Origin of the sequence: Noviherbaspirillum aridicola, assembly GCF_019656455.1 — a bacterium.
Classification (GTDB): Bacteria; Pseudomonadota; Gammaproteobacteria; order Burkholderiales; family Burkholderiaceae_D; genus Noviherbaspirillum; species Noviherbaspirillum aridicola.
This window is the reverse complement of the sequence record NZ_BPMK01000005.1, coordinates 168166-182131: the sequence shown is the minus strand read 5'-3', so window position 1 is coordinate 182131 and position 13966 is coordinate 168166. Positions and strand designations below refer to the sequence as shown.

At 66.2% G+C, this 13966-nt stretch carries 16 protein-coding genes; 5 read left to right on the top strand and 11 right to left on the bottom strand.

Annotated features, from left to right (window positions below):
* Positions 1 to 3: 3 nt before the first annotated feature.
* Positions 4 to 711 carry a histidine phosphatase family protein gene (locus NCCP691_RS07210; RefSeq protein WP_220807583.1) on the bottom strand — a complete coding sequence of 236 codons (708 nt, stop codon included), beginning with the start codon at positions 709 to 711 and terminating at the stop codon, positions 4 to 6.
* A 91-nt stretch (positions 712 to 802) separates the two neighbouring features.
* Here NCCP691_RS07210 and NCCP691_RS07205 point away from each other — a divergent pair, with 91 nt between their 5' ends.
* A complete protein-coding gene (locus NCCP691_RS07205) occupies positions 803 to 1792 on the top strand; it encodes a LysR family transcriptional regulator (protein WP_220807582.1) in 990 nt (329 codons plus the stop codon).
* Here the strand turns inward: NCCP691_RS07205 and fumC are convergent.
* Positions 1695 to 3095, bottom strand: coding sequence for a class II fumarate hydratase (gene fumC / locus NCCP691_RS07200; RefSeq protein WP_220807581.1), 1401 nt, complete (start codon positions 3093 to 3095; stop codon positions 1695 to 1697). The genes NCCP691_RS07205 and fumC overlap by 98 nt on opposite strands.
* Positions 3096 to 3153: 58 nt before the next feature.
* Positions 3154 to 5985, bottom strand: a complete 2832-nt coding sequence (locus NCCP691_RS07195) for a bifunctional diguanylate cyclase/phosphodiesterase (protein ID WP_309295108.1) — start codon at positions 5983 to 5985, stop codon at positions 3154 to 3156.
* A gap of 100 nt (positions 5986 to 6085) precedes the next feature.
* Between NCCP691_RS07195 and NCCP691_RS07190 the strand changes: the two genes are divergently transcribed.
* Entirely contained in the window at positions 6086 to 6592 is a 507-nt protein-coding gene (locus NCCP691_RS07190; RefSeq protein WP_220807579.1) for a sodium:proline symporter, read from the top strand.
* Here the strand turns inward: NCCP691_RS07190 and NCCP691_RS07185 are convergent.
* The 7 genes from NCCP691_RS07185 to rpsP form a co-directional block, all read right to left on the bottom strand.
* A complete protein-coding gene (locus NCCP691_RS07185; RefSeq protein WP_220807578.1) occupies positions 6589 to 6933 on the bottom strand; it encodes a DUF3579 domain-containing protein in 345 nt (114 codons plus the stop codon). The two genes, NCCP691_RS07190 and NCCP691_RS07185, sit on opposite strands and share 4 nt — an antisense overlap.
* 255 nt (positions 6934 to 7188) lie before the next feature.
* Positions 7189 to 8145: a CobD/CbiB family protein gene (locus NCCP691_RS07180; protein ID WP_220807577.1), complete on the bottom strand. Its 957-nt coding sequence runs from the start codon at positions 8143 to 8145 to the stop codon at positions 7189 to 7191.
* Positions 8146 to 8216: 71 nt separating this feature from the next.
* Positions 8217 to 8888 carry a CoA pyrophosphatase gene (locus NCCP691_RS07175; protein ID WP_238482345.1) on the bottom strand — a complete coding sequence of 224 codons (672 nt, stop codon included), beginning with the start codon at positions 8886 to 8888 and terminating at the stop codon, positions 8217 to 8219.
* Positions 8889 to 9037: 149 nt separating this feature from the next.
* On the bottom strand, positions 9038 to 9424 hold the full coding sequence (gene rplS / locus NCCP691_RS07170) for a 50S ribosomal protein L19 (protein ID WP_220807575.1): 387 nt from the start codon (positions 9422 to 9424) through the stop codon (positions 9038 to 9040).
* 100 nt (positions 9425 to 9524) lie between these two features.
* Entirely contained in the window at positions 9525 to 10277 is a 753-nt protein-coding gene (gene trmD, locus NCCP691_RS07165; protein ID WP_220807574.1) for a tRNA (guanosine(37)-N1)-methyltransferase TrmD, read from the bottom strand.
* A gap of 24 nt (positions 10278 to 10301) precedes the next feature.
* Positions 10302 to 10832 carry a ribosome maturation factor RimM gene (gene rimM / locus NCCP691_RS07160; protein ID WP_220807573.1) on the bottom strand — a complete coding sequence of 177 codons (531 nt, stop codon included), beginning with the start codon at positions 10830 to 10832 and terminating at the stop codon, positions 10302 to 10304.
* Between the two features lie 38 nt (positions 10833 to 10870).
* Positions 10871 to 11122 carry a 30S ribosomal protein S16 gene (gene rpsP, locus NCCP691_RS07155; protein WP_220807572.1) on the bottom strand — a complete coding sequence of 84 codons (252 nt, stop codon included), beginning with the start codon at positions 11120 to 11122 and terminating at the stop codon, positions 10871 to 10873.
* Positions 11123 to 11297: 175 nt separating this feature from the next.
* Here rpsP and NCCP691_RS07150 point away from each other — a divergent pair, with 175 nt between their 5' ends.
* The 3 genes from NCCP691_RS07150 to NCCP691_RS07140 all read left to right on the top strand — a co-directional run bounded on the left by NCCP691_RS07150 (position 11298) and on the right by NCCP691_RS07140 (position 13522).
* Positions 11298 to 11648, top strand: a complete 351-nt coding sequence (locus NCCP691_RS07150) for a TM2 domain-containing protein (RefSeq protein WP_220807571.1) — start codon at positions 11298 to 11300, stop codon at positions 11646 to 11648.
* 192 nt (positions 11649 to 11840) lie between these two features.
* Positions 11841 to 13169: an ammonium transporter gene (locus NCCP691_RS07145; RefSeq protein ID WP_373870328.1), complete on the top strand. Its 1329-nt coding sequence runs from the start codon at positions 11841 to 11843 to the stop codon at positions 13167 to 13169.
* Positions 13166 to 13522 (top strand): hypothetical protein, encoded by a 357-nt coding sequence (locus NCCP691_RS07140; RefSeq protein ID WP_220807570.1) that lies wholly within the window; start codon positions 13166 to 13168, stop codon positions 13520 to 13522. The genes NCCP691_RS07145 and NCCP691_RS07140 overlap by 4 nt, the downstream gene beginning before the upstream one ends.
* Here NCCP691_RS07140 and NCCP691_RS07135 read toward each other — a convergent pair.
* Complete coding sequence (locus NCCP691_RS07135) at positions 13515 to 13949, bottom strand: DUF4864 domain-containing protein (RefSeq protein ID WP_220807569.1); 435 nt, start codon at positions 13947 to 13949, stop codon at positions 13515 to 13517. The two genes, NCCP691_RS07140 and NCCP691_RS07135, sit on opposite strands and share 8 nt — an antisense overlap.
* Positions 13950 to 13966 lie beyond the last annotated feature (17 nt).

Sequence of the window (13966 nt, the reverse complement as noted above, 5' to 3'; positions counted from 1 at the left end):
TTCCTAGCGGTAGGTAACGGAGCCGGGCTCGCCCAGCCATTCGAGGTGGGCGTAGTTGTTCAGATAGCTGAGGGTCACGCGCCCGGGCTGGTAGAACAGCTTGGTGACGGCGCCGTTGACCAGCGACCAGTTGAGTTCGGCCACCTGCCGGTCTCCGAGTCCGAGCACCTGCTGGCAGATGGTGGCGATCGTGCCGCCCGAGGTGAACACCAGGATGTTCTGGGACTTGCCGGCGCCGTCGAGCACGCGCTGCAGCGCGCCGCAGCAGCGCGTGCGGAATGCGGGCCAGGGCTCGCCGTAATCGGCGTCGTACTCGCCCTGCATCCAGCGTCCCATCGCGACCTGGAAAATTTCCTGGAACGCATGCTTGGCATTCGGCCGGGACGCGAGGAAGCGCTTGACCTCGGCCGGGTCTTCGAAATCCGGCCGGTGCTTCACCAGCACCTCGTGGTGGTTGTATTCGTTGAAGTCGGGCTCGGTCAGCCACTCCGCGCCGGCGATCTGCGCCTCGTTCAGCTCGCCGGTGCAGGCATCGGCGGTCTGCCGGTGGCGCTTCATCCCGCCGACGATGATGCGGTGAAACGGCGTGCCCTGCCTGGCCAGCCACTGGCCGAGCAGCTTCGACTGCGTCACGCCCAGTTCCGAAAGCTGGTCGTAGTTGCTGCTGCCGAACGACGCCTGTCCATGGCGGACGAGGTAGATTTGTCCCATCTCTCTGCTCTCTGTACGTGGTTTGCGAAGAGCATAGCCGCGGGATTAGAATCGATCAAATGAATAGTTATTATCGGATTCCATAAACCTCATGCATATATCGCGTGTCGACCTCAACCTGTTCACGGTGTTCGAGGCGATCTATACGGAAGGCAGCGTGACGCGCGCGAGCCAGAAGCTGAACCTGACGCAGCCGGCGATCAGCCACGCGCTCGGCCGGCTGCGCCAGATGTTCGACGATCCCCTGTTCGTGCGACAGGGCCACGCGATGGTGTCGACGCCTCTCGCGCGCAGCCTGATCGAGCCGGTGCGGCGCTCGCTGCGCGGGCTGGAAGTCACGCTCAACGCGGCGCGCAGCTTCGATCCGGCGACCACTGCCAAGACTTTCCATCTCGCGCTGCGCGACGTGCTGGAGGCGACCATCCTGCCGCCCCTGCTGCGCCGGGTGCAGGAAAGCGCGCCCGCGGTCGACATCGCCGCGATCACCGTCGATCGGCGCGAACTGGTCGGAGAACTCGCGGCCGGGACGCTGGACGCCGCCATCGACGTCCTGCTGCCGCTGCCGAACGATGTGATGCGCACCAGGATCTACCAGGACTCGACGGTGGTGGTGGTACGCAAGGGGCACCCCGACATCGACGGCGGCATCGATCTCGACACCTACATGAAGCAGGACCATATCCTGGCGAGTTCACGGCGGCGCGGTCCGGGACTGGAGGATTTCGAGCTGTCGCGATTCGGCCTGGAACGTCACATCCGGCTGCGCTGCCAGCACTATTTCGCCGCCTGCCGGGTGGTGAGCCAGTCGGACATGCTGCTCACCATGCCCGGACGCTACGCGCGCATCGCCAATCGCGAGTTCGGTAACCAGATCCTTCCCTTCCCGCTCGAGGTCCCTGCCTTCGACGTCTTTCTCTACTGGCACGCGAACGTCGACGCCGACCCGGCCAATGCCTGGTTCCGTGAGCAGGTCATGGCGTCGGTCAGGGAACGGCTGTCGGATGAATCATCTCTTCCGGACGCACCCAGCGATCGAAGTCGGCCTCGCTCACGTAGCCGAGCGCGAGCGCGGCCTGCCTGAGCGTGGTGCCTTCCTTGTGCGCCCGCTTGGCGATCTGCGCCGCCTTGTCGTAGCCGATGTGCGGCGCCAGCGCCGTCACCAGCATCAGCGAACGCTCCATCAGCTCGCCGATGCGGTCGCGGTTGGCCTCGATGCCGCGCACGCAGTGCTGCTCCAGGCTCAGCATGCCGTCGCCCAGCAGCCGCACGCTCTGCAGGAAGTTGTGCACGATCATCGGCTTGAAGACATTGAGTTCGAAATTGCCCGAGGCGCCGCCGAAGTTGACCGCCACGTCGTTGCCGAACACCTGGCAGCACAGCATCGTCACCGCCTCGCACTGGGTGGGATTGACCTTGCCGGGCATGATCGAGCTGCCGGGCTCGTTCTCCGGGATGCTGATTTCGCCCAGGCCGGAGCGCGGTCCGGAGGCCAGCCAGCGGATGTCGTTGGCGATCTTCATCAGCGCCGCGGCCAGCGTCTTGAGCGCGCCGTGACCCGCCACCAGCGGATCATGCGAGGCCAGCGCGTAGAACTTGTTGAGGGAGGTGGCGAACGGCACCCCGGTCGCCTGCGCCAGCGCATTGGCAACCCGCCTGCCGAACTCCGGATGCGTATTGAGTCCGGTGCCGACCGCGGTCCCGCCCGCCGCCAGTTCGAGAATGCCGGGCATGGTCGCCTTCACCACCGACATCGCATGGTCGAGCTGGGCGACATAGCCGGAGAATTCCTGCCCCAGCGTCAGCGGCGTGGCGTCCTGCAGGTGGGTGCGGCCGATCTTGACGATATCGTCGAAGGCTTCGCGCCGGCGGTCGAGGGTGGCGCGCAGGGTATGCAGCGCCGGCAGCAGATGCTTCATCAGCGCGATGCCGGCCGCCACATGCATGGCGGTGGGGAAGATGTCGTTGGACGACTGCCCCATGTTGACGTCGTCGTTCGGATGCACCACCCGCTCCTGCCCGCGCGGGCCGCCCAGCAGCTCCGAGGCGCGGTTGGCCAGCACCTCGTTCATGTTCATGTTGGACTGGGTGCCGGACCCGGTCTGCCATACCGACAGCGGAAACTCGCCCGGCCATTTGCCGTCGATCACCTCGTCGGCGGCGGCAATGATGGCGTCGGCCTTTTGCGCGGCCAGCAGGCCGAGATCGCGGTTGACCACCGCGCAGGCGCGCTTGACCATGGCCAGGGCGGTGACCAGCTCCCCCGGCATCTTCTCGCTCGAGATCGCGAAGAAATGCAGCGAGCGCTGCGTTTGCGCGCCCCACAAGCGTTCGGCAGGCACTTCGATCTCGCCGAACGTATCCTTTTCCTTCCTGCTTGCCGTCATTGCTCGCCTCCGGGTGTGATGGATACCGGTTCGATTGCGCGCCGGCGCAAAGTTCCGGTCAGCGCCGCAACATCACGACGCGCGCCTCGCCGTCGGCCAGATGCTTGCCTTCGCGCAGCAGCCGCTCGGCGTCGGCGGCCGGCAGCGGCGGGCTGAAGAAATACCCCTGCATGCAGTCGCAGCCGTGCTCGCGAAGATAGCGCAGCTGGGCCGCGGTTTCCACGCCTTCGGCGATCACCTTCAGCCGCAGGCTGTGCGCCAGCGAAATCACCGACAGCACGATGGCCGCGTCGTCGGCGTCCAGGGTAATGTCGCGCACGAAGGACTGGTCGATCTTGAGCAGATCGATCGGGAAGCGTTTCAGATAGGCGAGACTGGAATAGCCGGTGCCGAAGTCGTCGATCGACAGTTGCACGCCGAGCTGCTTGAGTTCATGCAGGATGCCGACCGCATGCTCGACATCATTCATCATCATGCTCTCGGTTAATTCCAGCTCCAGCAGATGGGGCGCGATGCCGGTGCCGGTCAGGACTTCCTCGATCGTCGCCACCAGGTTCTGCTGATAGAACTGGCGCGCCGACAGGTTGACCGCCACCCGTATGTCGCCCAGCCCCTGCTCCCGCCAGGCAACGCTCTGGCTGCAGGCCGTGCGCAGCACCCAGCTGCCGATCGGCACGATCAGGCCCAGTTCTTCCGCGAGCTGAATGAAGCGGCCGGGCGGGATCATGCCGAGTTCGGGATGCTGCCAACGTATCAGCGCTTCCATGCCGATCACGCGGCCGCTGCGCAGGTCGACTTGCGGCTGATAGTGCAGCCGCAGCTCGCCGCGCTGCAGCGCCTCGCGCAGATCGCCCTCGATCCGCAGGCGCTCCATCGCGCGCTCGTTCATGGCCGAGGTGAAGAACTGGAAGGCGTTGCGTCCCATATCCTTGGCCCGGTACATCGCCACGCCCGCATGCTTGATCAGCGTATCCGGTTCGCTGCCATCCTCCGGGTACACGGCCACGCCGACGCTCGACCCCATCACGAAGCGATAGCCGTCTATCTCGATGGGCTGGGCGACCGCATCCATCAGGCGGCGCACGGTGGCGGCGCAGAGTTTATCGTCGCGGCGCTGCGGCAGCAGCAGCATGAACTCGTCGGCCGACATCCTTGCTACGGTATCCGTATCGGCGACCGCCGCGCGCAGCCGCTCGCCCACCTCCCTGAGCAGCCTGTCGCCGGCGCGATGGCCGAGGGTGTCGTTGACGAACTTGAAGCGGTCGAGATTGAGGAACAGGAGCCAGAAAGGCTCGCCCTGGCGCTGCGAGAGGGCGATTGCCTGCCGCAGCCTCTCGTCGAGCAGGCTGCGGTTCGCCAGCCCCGTCACCGCGTCGCGGTTGGCCTGGTATTCCAGCTCGGCCTGATAGCGGCGGGTGGCGGTGATGTCGTACATCGCCACCACGAAGTGCGTCGCCTCGCCTTTCTCGTCGCGCACCGGGGAGATGAACACCTCGGCCCAGAACAGACGCCCGTCCCGTGCATGGGCGCGCAGGATCACATGCGCCTCGCGCCGCTCGGCCGCCGCCGCGACCAGTTCCCGCACTTCCGGCTGATCGCTGTCGCCGCGCCACAAGAGACTGCCGCTGCGGCCGAGCACATCCGCCCGGTGGTAGCCGGTCATGCGCTCGAACGCCGGATTGACGTACTGGATCGGATAGCCCGGTCCTTCCGCGCTCGTGATGATGATGCCGTTGGCGCTGGCCTCGATCGCCCGCTGGCGCAGCTGCAGCGCCTCCTCCACCTTGCGGCGCGCGGCGATGTCGTGCACCAGCATGTCGTTGGCATGGCGCAGTTCCGCCGTGCGCTGCTCGACCAGCGCGTGCACCCGCCGCGCACGGGACGCCATTGCGTGGAGGTAGGCGGCGATCAGGAGGGTAAGCAGCAGGCTGCCGATGATGACGTTGAGCGAGCGGCCATGCTCATGCGCGAAGAAATCGGGCGCCGGCGTGGCGACGACCCGCCAGGGTCGCCCCGCCACCTCGAAGCCGTGTTCGACCCGCCCGGCCGACTCGTGACCCAGCCAGTGCACTCGGTCCGCGTGCCCGGCGTCGCTGGCGTTTTCCCCGGTGCGGAAGGCGAGATGTTCTTCGCTCGCTTCGGGTCCCGCATACACCGCCAGGTCGATGCCGCTGTGGTCGAGCATGGCATTGGCGGCGAGAATGTTGCCAACCAGGGCGGTCGCGTCGAATACCGCGGCGACGTCGCCGATCGCCGCCGCCCGCCGCTGCGAGACCGTCTCCAGCGGCATGCCGTGCCGGTAGACCGGCATCACCAGCAGCAGCCCTCGCGGCTTGCCGTCGCCCTGGGCCAGGATCAGCGGCGGCGTCGAGGCCGGGCGACCGGTATCGATCGCGCGCTGCGCCGCTTCCATGATCAGCGGGTTGCCCGCCACGTCGAGACCGAAGGCGGCCTCATTGCCCTGGGCCGGCTCGATGTATTCGACCACATAATGGCGGTCCCGCATGACCGCAGGAACCGGACGGCCGTTTTTCAGCTCCTTCAGTTCAAAGCCGGGAAATCGGTCGCGCAGGCCGTGCTCGTAGGTCTCGCGTTCCTCGCCGGCTACGATGCGGTGGAAATTGAAGGCCTGCAGATAGGGATGCCGCTCGAGCAGCGGCCGGGTGAAGCTGCGGAACTGTTCCCTGCTCACCGGCTCGACCGCGACGAACAGCTGGTTCAGCACGCGCAGGACTTGCTCGGTATCCTGCAACTGCTGCTGCAGCGTCATGATGCGGCCCCGCGCCTGCTGGCGAAACGCCAGGTCGGCCTTTTCGTGTTCGAGATGGCGGACGCCGGCATACAGCAGGACGCTGCATGCCAGGCCGACGCCGAGCACCAGCAGAGCCACAATGGAAGGAGAGTTTGACTGCCGTCGCAGAAGCATGGTGAAGGGGACGACTCAGGTCGGATCGGCGCACATGGCGCAAGGTTATCGGAAATATTTCCGTATGGAAAGTAAAGAGCAACAATCGACGCCGGATTCAGCGGCATCGGCGCCACAGCCCAGGCTGCTGCGGCTGCCGGCGCGCGCGCTCCTGGCCGGGGTGGCAGCCGGCATCATCGCCACGCCGGTCCAGCTGCTGTGCTGGTGGCTCGACGGTTCGCCGGTGCTCCAGCTGCTGCTGCGGGATACGCGCCTGGCGGCCGCCATCCTGCTCGGTCCGGGCGTATTGCCGCCTCCCCTCGATCTTGATCTGGCGATTCTGACAGCCGCGGGTGCGATCCATTTCCTGCTGTCCGCCGTCTACGGACTCGTCATGATGCCGCTCGCGCGCCTGCCCTCGTGGGCCGCGGCGCCCGCCGGCGCCGTCGCCGGCGCGGCGCTGTTCGGGATCAACATGTACGGCTTTACAAGCATCTTTCCCTGGTTTGCCGCCAGCCGCGACTGGGCCACTTTCGTCGCCCACCTCGCATTCGGCGTCAGCGCCGTCTGGCTGACGAGAGGCAGGCGCTAGCGCTTGCCCGCCTCGGTCTTGGGCTCCGGCAGCAGGCAGGCATCGACGATCTGCAGATCGTTGTCCTTGGCGAAGTTGATGACGAAGTGATAGGCCATCGGCTCGATGTCGCGCAGCGCCTCGTTGACGACGACAGACTTGATCCCGCCGAGAACGGTGGGACGCACATAGGGGGAATAGCGCAGGTGGGAGCCCGGGCCGGCATCGGCAGGCCGGAAGCACGCCATCACGCCGCACAGGCGTTCGGCCCAGTCGCTCGGGCGGAACTGTCGGCCGTCGCTGGTCAGTCCCTGGATGAAGAACTCTCGCGCGGCATCGTGTGATTTGCTGGATTCAGCCATGTGCGTGGCGTGCCTCGTAGCCGGTTGTACCGTTCGTTGATATCCGCTGGCGGTACGATCGACCATCGGCGGACTTCGCTCCGCGTCGCAAGGGTGCAGCGATCAGAGGTTCTGCATATTATATCTTATAGAAGACCTGCCGCGAAACAACATCTCGTATTGTGAAAAACTCACGGCAGGCAACGCGTCGCGCTTGGACAGCGCGGGCACCGGCTGGTGCCCGCCAGGAGAGGGAATGGGCGTACGCGGCGGTGCTCAGCCGAGCCAGACGGCAAAGGAAAGCAGCAGCAGGAGCAGCATCCACAGCAATAGTGCGCGCCAGACCAGGCCGACCGTGCTCTGCAAGGCCCGGGCGGTGGCTTCTTCGCCGACAGGCGTCTCGATTTCCGCGGTCAGCGTCTCGCCCAGCGCCGCGTCCGCGAGGGGCATGTCGGCGGCGTTCTCGGCCGCCGTGCCCAGGCGCAGTCCCATCGCGCCGCCGCCGGCGGACAGGATGATGCCGATCGCCTCATCCTTCCAGCGGTGCGCGTAGTTGCGCCAGGCGTAGATCGCGTCCTCGAAATTGCCGACCACCGCGAAGGCGACGGCCGTCAGGCGAGCGGGCACCCAGTCGAGCACATAGAACGCGCGCGTGGCGAACACGCCGAAGGGCTCGCCCCTGAGATGGTCGGGTTCGTTCCATGCCCGCGACAGGTATTCGGCGACACGGTACAGGATGGCGCCCGCCGGCCCGAGCGGCATCGCGAACCAGAAGAACACGCCGAATACATTGCGATGGGTGGTGACCAGCGCCTTTTCGACCGCCATGCGCGAGATCTCGCCCGCGCTGAGTCCGGCGGCATCCTCGCGCGTCCATTCCGCAAGCAGTGCGCGCGCCGTGGCTTCATCGCCGCTGTTGAGGGCAAGCTGTATCGAGGTGAAGTAATGGCTGTAGCGCCGGAATCCGAGCGTGAGATAGACAATCAGTACATTCCACGCGAGCGCCAGCAGCGGACTGAGCTTCTCGCAGAGCCACCAGACCAGCGTGGCCGGCACCAGCAGCGCCAGCATGGTCACGATCCAGGCCATCCTGCCGTGCCCCTCCTGGCCCGCATTGAAGGTCGCCTCCATGCGCGCGGCGAGCTGCTTGATCGCCGCATATACCGGGTTGTCCGCCCGCAGCGGCTTGAATTGCTCGAACAGCAGCGCGAGAAGAATCGAGAGAAAGGTCATCGGCCTGCCCTGGAAATTGCACAGCCGCTACGATAGCGCAGCACCTGCGCTTTATCAAACCGCGCCGGGTATCAGGCGCGCAGGAAGTGAAACAGGTTGCGCAGCATGCCGGCCGTCGCGCCCCACACGAAATGCGACCCGTAGGGCATGGTGTAGAAGCTGCGCCGGCCCGGTATGCCGGGCAGGTCCACCGAGCGGCGCTGATGATTGCCGCCGTCGAGAAGGAAGGCGAGCGGCACTTCGAAGATTTCCGCGACCTCGAATGGATCGGCCTTCAGTTCGAACGGAGGATGGACCAGCGCGACCACCGGCGTGACGCGAAAGCCCGTGCCGGTGAGGTAGTCGGGCAGGCTTCCCAGGACTTCGATATGACGGGGATGCAGGCCGACCTCTTCCTCGGTCTCGCGCAGCGCGGTGGCGACCGCGTCGACATCGGTCTCATCCACGCGCCCGCCCGGCAGGCTCACCTGCCCCGCATGATCGTTCAGATGCGCGGTGCGCTGCGTCAGCAGCAGGGTGATGGCATCGTCGCGCAGCACCAGCGGCATGAGCACGGCGGCGGGCGTCGGCGGCCGCCCCATCATGCGCACCAGCGGTTCCTCGAAGCTCTCGGGCGTCCATGGGCGGTGCTCGGAAAAACGCGCGCGCAGCCATTCGGCGCGCAGACGTTCGGGCGGCACCGCGGCTTCGCCGGCGATCGAATCTATGGGCAGGGTTTCGGGATTGAAGCTCGGTTTTGACAAAACGTGTTCCTGGGGTAGCGCAGGCGCCTGCGGCACAGCCGCTAGTCTAGCCTGATTCCGGCAATCGCTCTTGGAGCGCATCAAGCAAAAAGGGCACCGCAGGGGTGCCCTCGTGGCGGACGCCGTGGGCGTCCGTTTGCCGGTATTGCTTATTCCGCGGCAGCGGCGGTTGCAGCGCGGCGGGTCGGCAGCTTTTCCTTGATGCGTGCCGACTTGCCCGAGCGCTCGCGCAGGTAGTACAGCTTCGCACGACGGACGTCACCGCGGCGCTTGACTTCGATCGAGGCGATCAGCGGCGAGTACAGCTGGAAGGTACGCTCCACGCCTTCGCCGGAAGAGATCTTGCGGACGATGAAGTTGGAGTTCAGGCCGCGGTTGCGGCGTGCGATGACCACGCCTTCATAGGCCTGGGCGCGCTTGCGGGTGCCTTCCACCACGTTGACGTTGACCACGACGGTGTCGCCGGGGGCGAAGTCGGGGATGTTCTTGCCCAGGCGGGCGATTTCTTCCTGCTCGAGTTGCTGGATCAGATCCATTTTCAGCTCCTTTGACCATCGTGCCGGCGCCTGTTGTTGGAATGCCCGGCAGAGGATGGGGTTGATACATGCGGGGTTGCCCCCGCCCTTGACTACCTCTTTACTGCGACAAACTGCTCAGAAACTTTTCATCGGCCCGCGACAGCAGCCCTGCCTCGCGCGCCCTGACGATCAGGTCCGGGCGCTTCTTCGCGGTCGCCAGCAGCGCCTGTTCGCGCCGCCATCTGGCGATTTCCGCATGGTGCCCGCCGAGCAGCACGGCCGGCACCGGAACGTCTTCATACACTTCAGGTCGCGTGTAATGCGGGCAGTCGAGCAGGCCGTTGACGAAGCTGTCCTGCTGCGCCGAGCCGTCATCGTTGAGCACGCCCGGCAGCTGCCGGATCACCGCATCCATCAGCGCCATCGCCGGCAGTTCGCCGCCGGACAGCACGAAATCGCCGAGGCTGATTTCCTCATCCACGCAGCGGTCAAGCAGACGCTGGTCGACCGCCTCGTAGCGGCCGCAGAGCAGCACCAGCCCGGACTCGCGCGACAGATCCATGACCTTGTCATGCGTCAGGGCCCTGCCCTGGGGCGACAGGTAAATCACCCGCGGCTTCGGCAGGCCCTGCTGCACCTGGCGCCCGTGCGCGGCGCCGATCGCCTGCTCGAGCGGCCTGGCCAGCATCACCATGCCGGGACCGCCGCCGTAAGGACGATCGTCGATGGTGCGGTAGTTGTCGGTCGTGAAATCGCGCGGATTCCACAGGCCCAGACCCCAGCGCTGCTGCTCGTACGCCCGACGCGTGATGCCCGACTGCGTCAGCGCAGAAAACATCTCGGGGAAGAGCGTGATTACATCGAATTGCATGCCCTGCCCCTTTGCCTCGACTGACTAGAAGTCCAGCCCCCAGTCCACCACTATCTTCTTTTCCGTCTGGTCGACCGTCTTGACAAACTGGTCGACGAACGGAATCAGCCATTCCTTCGGCTTGTCGCCGCCTTCGCCGGCGGCCGGCGCCTGCACCCGCAGAATCGGATGCGCGCCGTTGTCCATCAGGTCGGCCACGCTGCCGAGCAGTTCACCTTCCAGGTTATGCACCTGCAGGCCGATCAGGTCGACCCAGTAGAACTCGTCCTCGTCCAGTGCAGGAAAGTGGCTGCGCCGGATCTGCACCGTGGTTCCGCGCAGCGCTTCGGCCGCGTCGCGGTCGGCGACTCCGACCAGGCGGGCGACCACGTCTTCGCCGTGGGCCTTGGCCTGCATCACGTCGACGTCGCGCAGCGCAGGCTTGTCCAGCCACCAGGTCTTCGCATTCAGCAGGGCGTCGGCATCGTCCGAATAGGGACGGATACGCACCCATCCGTGTATGCCGTAGGCGCCCGATATGTGCCCGACCAGCACCAGGTCGTCAGGAACCGACATGCCCGATGCGCGATGATCGAGGAACGCTTGCGTCGGAATCAGGCAGCGGCCTTGCCGGCTGCCTTGACCAGGCGGGCAACGGTCGGCGACAGTTGTGCGCCAACGCCTTGCCAGTGTGCCAGGCGGTCCTGGGCGATACGGAAACCTTCATCCTTGCCGGAGGCGACCGGGTTGTAGAAACCCAGGCGCTCGATGAAACGGCCGTCGCGGCGGTTGCGCGAGTCGGTGGCGACGATGTTGTAGAACGGGCGCTTCTTGGCGCCGGCGCGGGAAAGACGAATAACGACCATAGTCTGCTTCCAAAAATTGTTCGAGGACGGAAAAAGCCGAGCATTATAGCCCGTGTTTCGGCCGAGCCGCAAGAATGCTGCCGGTTTCCGGCCTTCCCGCATTGCAAGCGTCCGCACGGTCGTGCACACTACGCCTCGCTTTGATCCCGCAATCTTGCCCTGCGCATAACATGGAATGATGGCCGCACATAAAAACAAGACCCTTGCCACCCTGCTTGCCGCCGTGCTCGGCGGAGTCGGCGCTCACCGCTTCTATCTGTATGGCAGCAGGGACAAATGGGCATGGCTGCATGTCCTGCTGTTCCCGCTGTCGGTGTTCGCGGGATTCCTCGAGGCCCTGGTGATCGGCCTGACGCCGGACGAGAAATGGGACGGGCAGCACAATGCCGCGTCGGGCAGGCAGTCGTCCTCGGGCTGGCCGCTGGTGCTGCTGCTGGTGCTCACTTATGGCGGCGGCGCCATCGCCCTGATCGCCGCCATCGCCCGCGTGTTCGACCTGCTCTACACCGGCGGCGCCTACGGCTGAGGTGGACGCGCGCGCGACTTTCGTGCGGCGCTCCGTACGACCGCGGCCGGCGTAACCGGAAGTTGTGCACCGGGCGTTCCGCGACGGTGCACGGCGCCTCGCCCGGCGCCCCTCTGCGGCGCGCAAACCCGGTTTTCCCCGTGGCATGTTTCGTGCTGAATCCTGTCTGCCTGCCAACCAACCGGGGATTCCATGAAGCCGCTCTCAGCCGCGTTACGCCGTTTCCTCCTGCTCCCGTCCCTTCTGACCGCCATTGCGCCCGCGTGTGCTCAGGAGCCGCTCGCGCGGCCGACCCTGGTCGCCGCCTCCGCCATCAGTGCGGGCGACACCGCATGGATGATGATCTCTTCCGCGCTGGTGCTGCTGATGACGATTCCGGGCCTCGCACTGTTTTACACCGGCATGGTGCGCAAGAAAAACGCCCTCGGCACCATGGCGCAGAGCTTCGCGGCGGCGTGCCTGGTCAGCGTGCTGTGGGTGCTGATCGGCTACAGCATCGCCTTCACCCCCGGCACGCCCTGGCTGGGCGGCGCCGGGCGTGCGATGCTGGACGGGATGGAGTTTCTGAAGGACGGCGGCAAGCTGACCGTACATCATCTCGCACCCACCGTTCCGGAAAGCGTGTTCGTGATGTTTCAGCTGACGTTCGCCATCATCACGCCGGCGCTGATCACGGGCGCGTTCGCCGAGCGCATGAAGTTTTCCGCGCTGATCCTGTTTATCGCGATCTGGTCGCTCCTAGTGTACGCGCCGGTGGCGCACTGGGTATGGGAGCCGGGTGGCTGGCTGGCCGCCAAGGGGGTGCTCGATTTCGCCGGCGGCACGGTCGTGCATATCAATGCCGGCATCTCGGGGCTGGTGGCGGCCATCGCCGTCGGGCCGCGCGCCGGCTTCGGGCGTGAGCCGATGCCGCCGCATAACCTGGTGCTGACCGTGGTCGGCGCGTCGCTGCTGTGGGTGGGCTGGTTCGGTTTCAATGCCGGGTCGGCGGCGGCTGCCGACGGTCGTGCCGGGATGGCGATGCTGGTCACGCAACTGGCGGCCGCCGCCGGCGCCCTCGCCTGGATGGCGGGCGAGTGGATACGGCGCGGCAAGCCGTCCGTGCTCGGCCTGGTGTCGGGCGCGGTGGCCGGCCTGGTGGCGATCACACCGGCCTCGGGCTTCGTGGCGCCCGGCGGCGCGCTGGCCATCGGCGCCGTCGCCGGCCTTGCCTGCTACTGGGGGGCGACTTCGCTCAAGTCCATGCTCGGTTATGACGACTCGCTCGATGTGTTCGGCGTGCACGCGATCGCAGGCATCGCCGGCGCGCTGCTGACCGGCGTTTTCGCGGTCAAGGAAATCGGCGGCGTGAGCGGCAGCCTGGCCACGCAGGGCTTCGGCGTGGTGGTCACGGTGGCCTACTCGGCGATCATGACCGCCCTCATCCTGGGGCTGGTGCACGCGGTGGTCGGCCTGCGCGTCACGCCCGAACAGGAACAGGACGGACTCGATCTGCAACAGCATGGGGAGCATGTGGCATGAGCGCACTCGAACAAGTCAACCTGACCACGCTTGAAAACCAGGCCTTCGCGCTGATGAGCCGGCTGCATGTGATCCTGCGCCGGCAGAACGGGCGCATCACCGACATCGAGTACATGCGCATTGACCCGGGCTACTGCCGGCATGTGCTGGACCTCGCCGCGCGCATGGACGGCGACGACCTGGCGCAGATCTGCGAGAAGCTGGAAGCGCTCTACTTCGGCCCGGACGGCCTGTTCGTGCGCACGCCGCCGAAGCCGCCGCTGCTGGCGCGTCTCGCCCCGCAACAGGCGGCGGAGAAACCGCGGCAGCCGCAGGCGGACGAGGAGCGGGCCTACGTGGGACGGCTCAGATAGACAGGGTGTTGGTACCGAGCAGGTGGCAGCCGTCGATCTTCCAGTTGCCGTCGTCCTCCTGCAGCATCCAGAACACCGCGATCCAGACCTTGCCGGCGCCGTCGGTGACGCGTACCAGCTGCACGGCGTCGCCATCCACCACTTCCGGGCTGGAGAAGATGACGCCGCGGTGGCGGTAGAGCGGGTTGTATTCTTCCTTGATCATGCGCAGGAAGTTATCGGGGCTGCCGATCAGGTGGCGCTTTTCCTGGGTGGTCAGCCGGAACGCGCCGTCCGCGTCGTCATTCGACAGCGCGTCCATCTGCGTGCGCACCGCCTGGTGGATCGCGATCGCGTCCCCGGTCGTCAGCGCGTCGATCGCCGCCGCCGGCGTCCAGTATCCGCACAAGCCGATGAGCAAGCCTGCCGTTGCCAACCAACGTTTCATGATCGCCTCCCGATCTG

Bases quoted from the DNA above. Each gene is read 5' to 3' on its own strand.
- rpsP (WP_220807572.1), bottom strand. From the start codon at position 11,122: ATGGTCGTTATTCGTCTTTCCCGCGCCGGCGCCAAGAAGCGCCCGTTC.
- fumC (WP_220807581.1), bottom strand. From the start codon at position 3,095: ATGACGGCAAGCAGGAAGGAAAAGGATACGTTCGGCGAGATCGAAGTG.
- trmD (WP_220807574.1), bottom strand. From the start codon at position 10,277: ATGCAATTCGATGTAATCACGCTCTTCCCCGAGATGTTTTCTGCGCTG.
- NCCP691_RS07180 (WP_220807577.1), bottom strand. From the start codon at position 8,145: ATGACCTTTCTCTCGATTCTTCTCGCGCTGCTGTTCGAGCAATTCAAG.
- NCCP691_RS07205 (WP_220807582.1), top strand. From the start codon at position 803: ATGCATATATCGCGTGTCGACCTCAACCTGTTCACGGTGTTCGAGGCG.
- NCCP691_RS07145 (WP_373870328.1), top strand. From the start codon at position 11,841: ATGAAGCCGCTCTCAGCCGCGTTACGCCGTTTCCTCCTGCTCCCGTCC.
- NCCP691_RS07190 (WP_220807579.1), top strand. From the start codon at position 6,086: ATGGAAAGTAAAGAGCAACAATCGACGCCGGATTCAGCGGCATCGGCG.
- NCCP691_RS07210 (WP_220807583.1), bottom strand. From the start codon at position 711: ATGGGACAAATCTACCTCGTCCGCCATGGACAGGCGTCGTTCGGCAGC.
- rplS (WP_220807575.1), bottom strand. From the start codon at position 9,424: ATGGATCTGATCCAGCAACTCGAGCAGGAAGAAATCGCCCGCCTGGGC.
- NCCP691_RS07135 (WP_220807569.1), bottom strand. From the start codon at position 13,949: ATGAAACGTTGGTTGGCAACGGCAGGCTTGCTCATCGGCTTGTGCGGA.
- NCCP691_RS07150 (WP_220807571.1), top strand. From the start codon at position 11,298: ATGATGGCCGCACATAAAAACAAGACCCTTGCCACCCTGCTTGCCGCC.
- NCCP691_RS07140 (WP_220807570.1), top strand. From the start codon at position 13,166: ATGAGCGCACTCGAACAAGTCAACCTGACCACGCTTGAAAACCAGGCC.
- rimM (WP_220807573.1), bottom strand. From the start codon at position 10,832: ATGTCGGTTCCTGACGACCTGGTGCTGGTCGGGCACATATCGGGCGCC.
- NCCP691_RS07185 (WP_220807578.1), bottom strand. From the start codon at position 6,933: ATGGCTGAATCCAGCAAATCACACGATGCCGCGCGAGAGTTCTTCATC.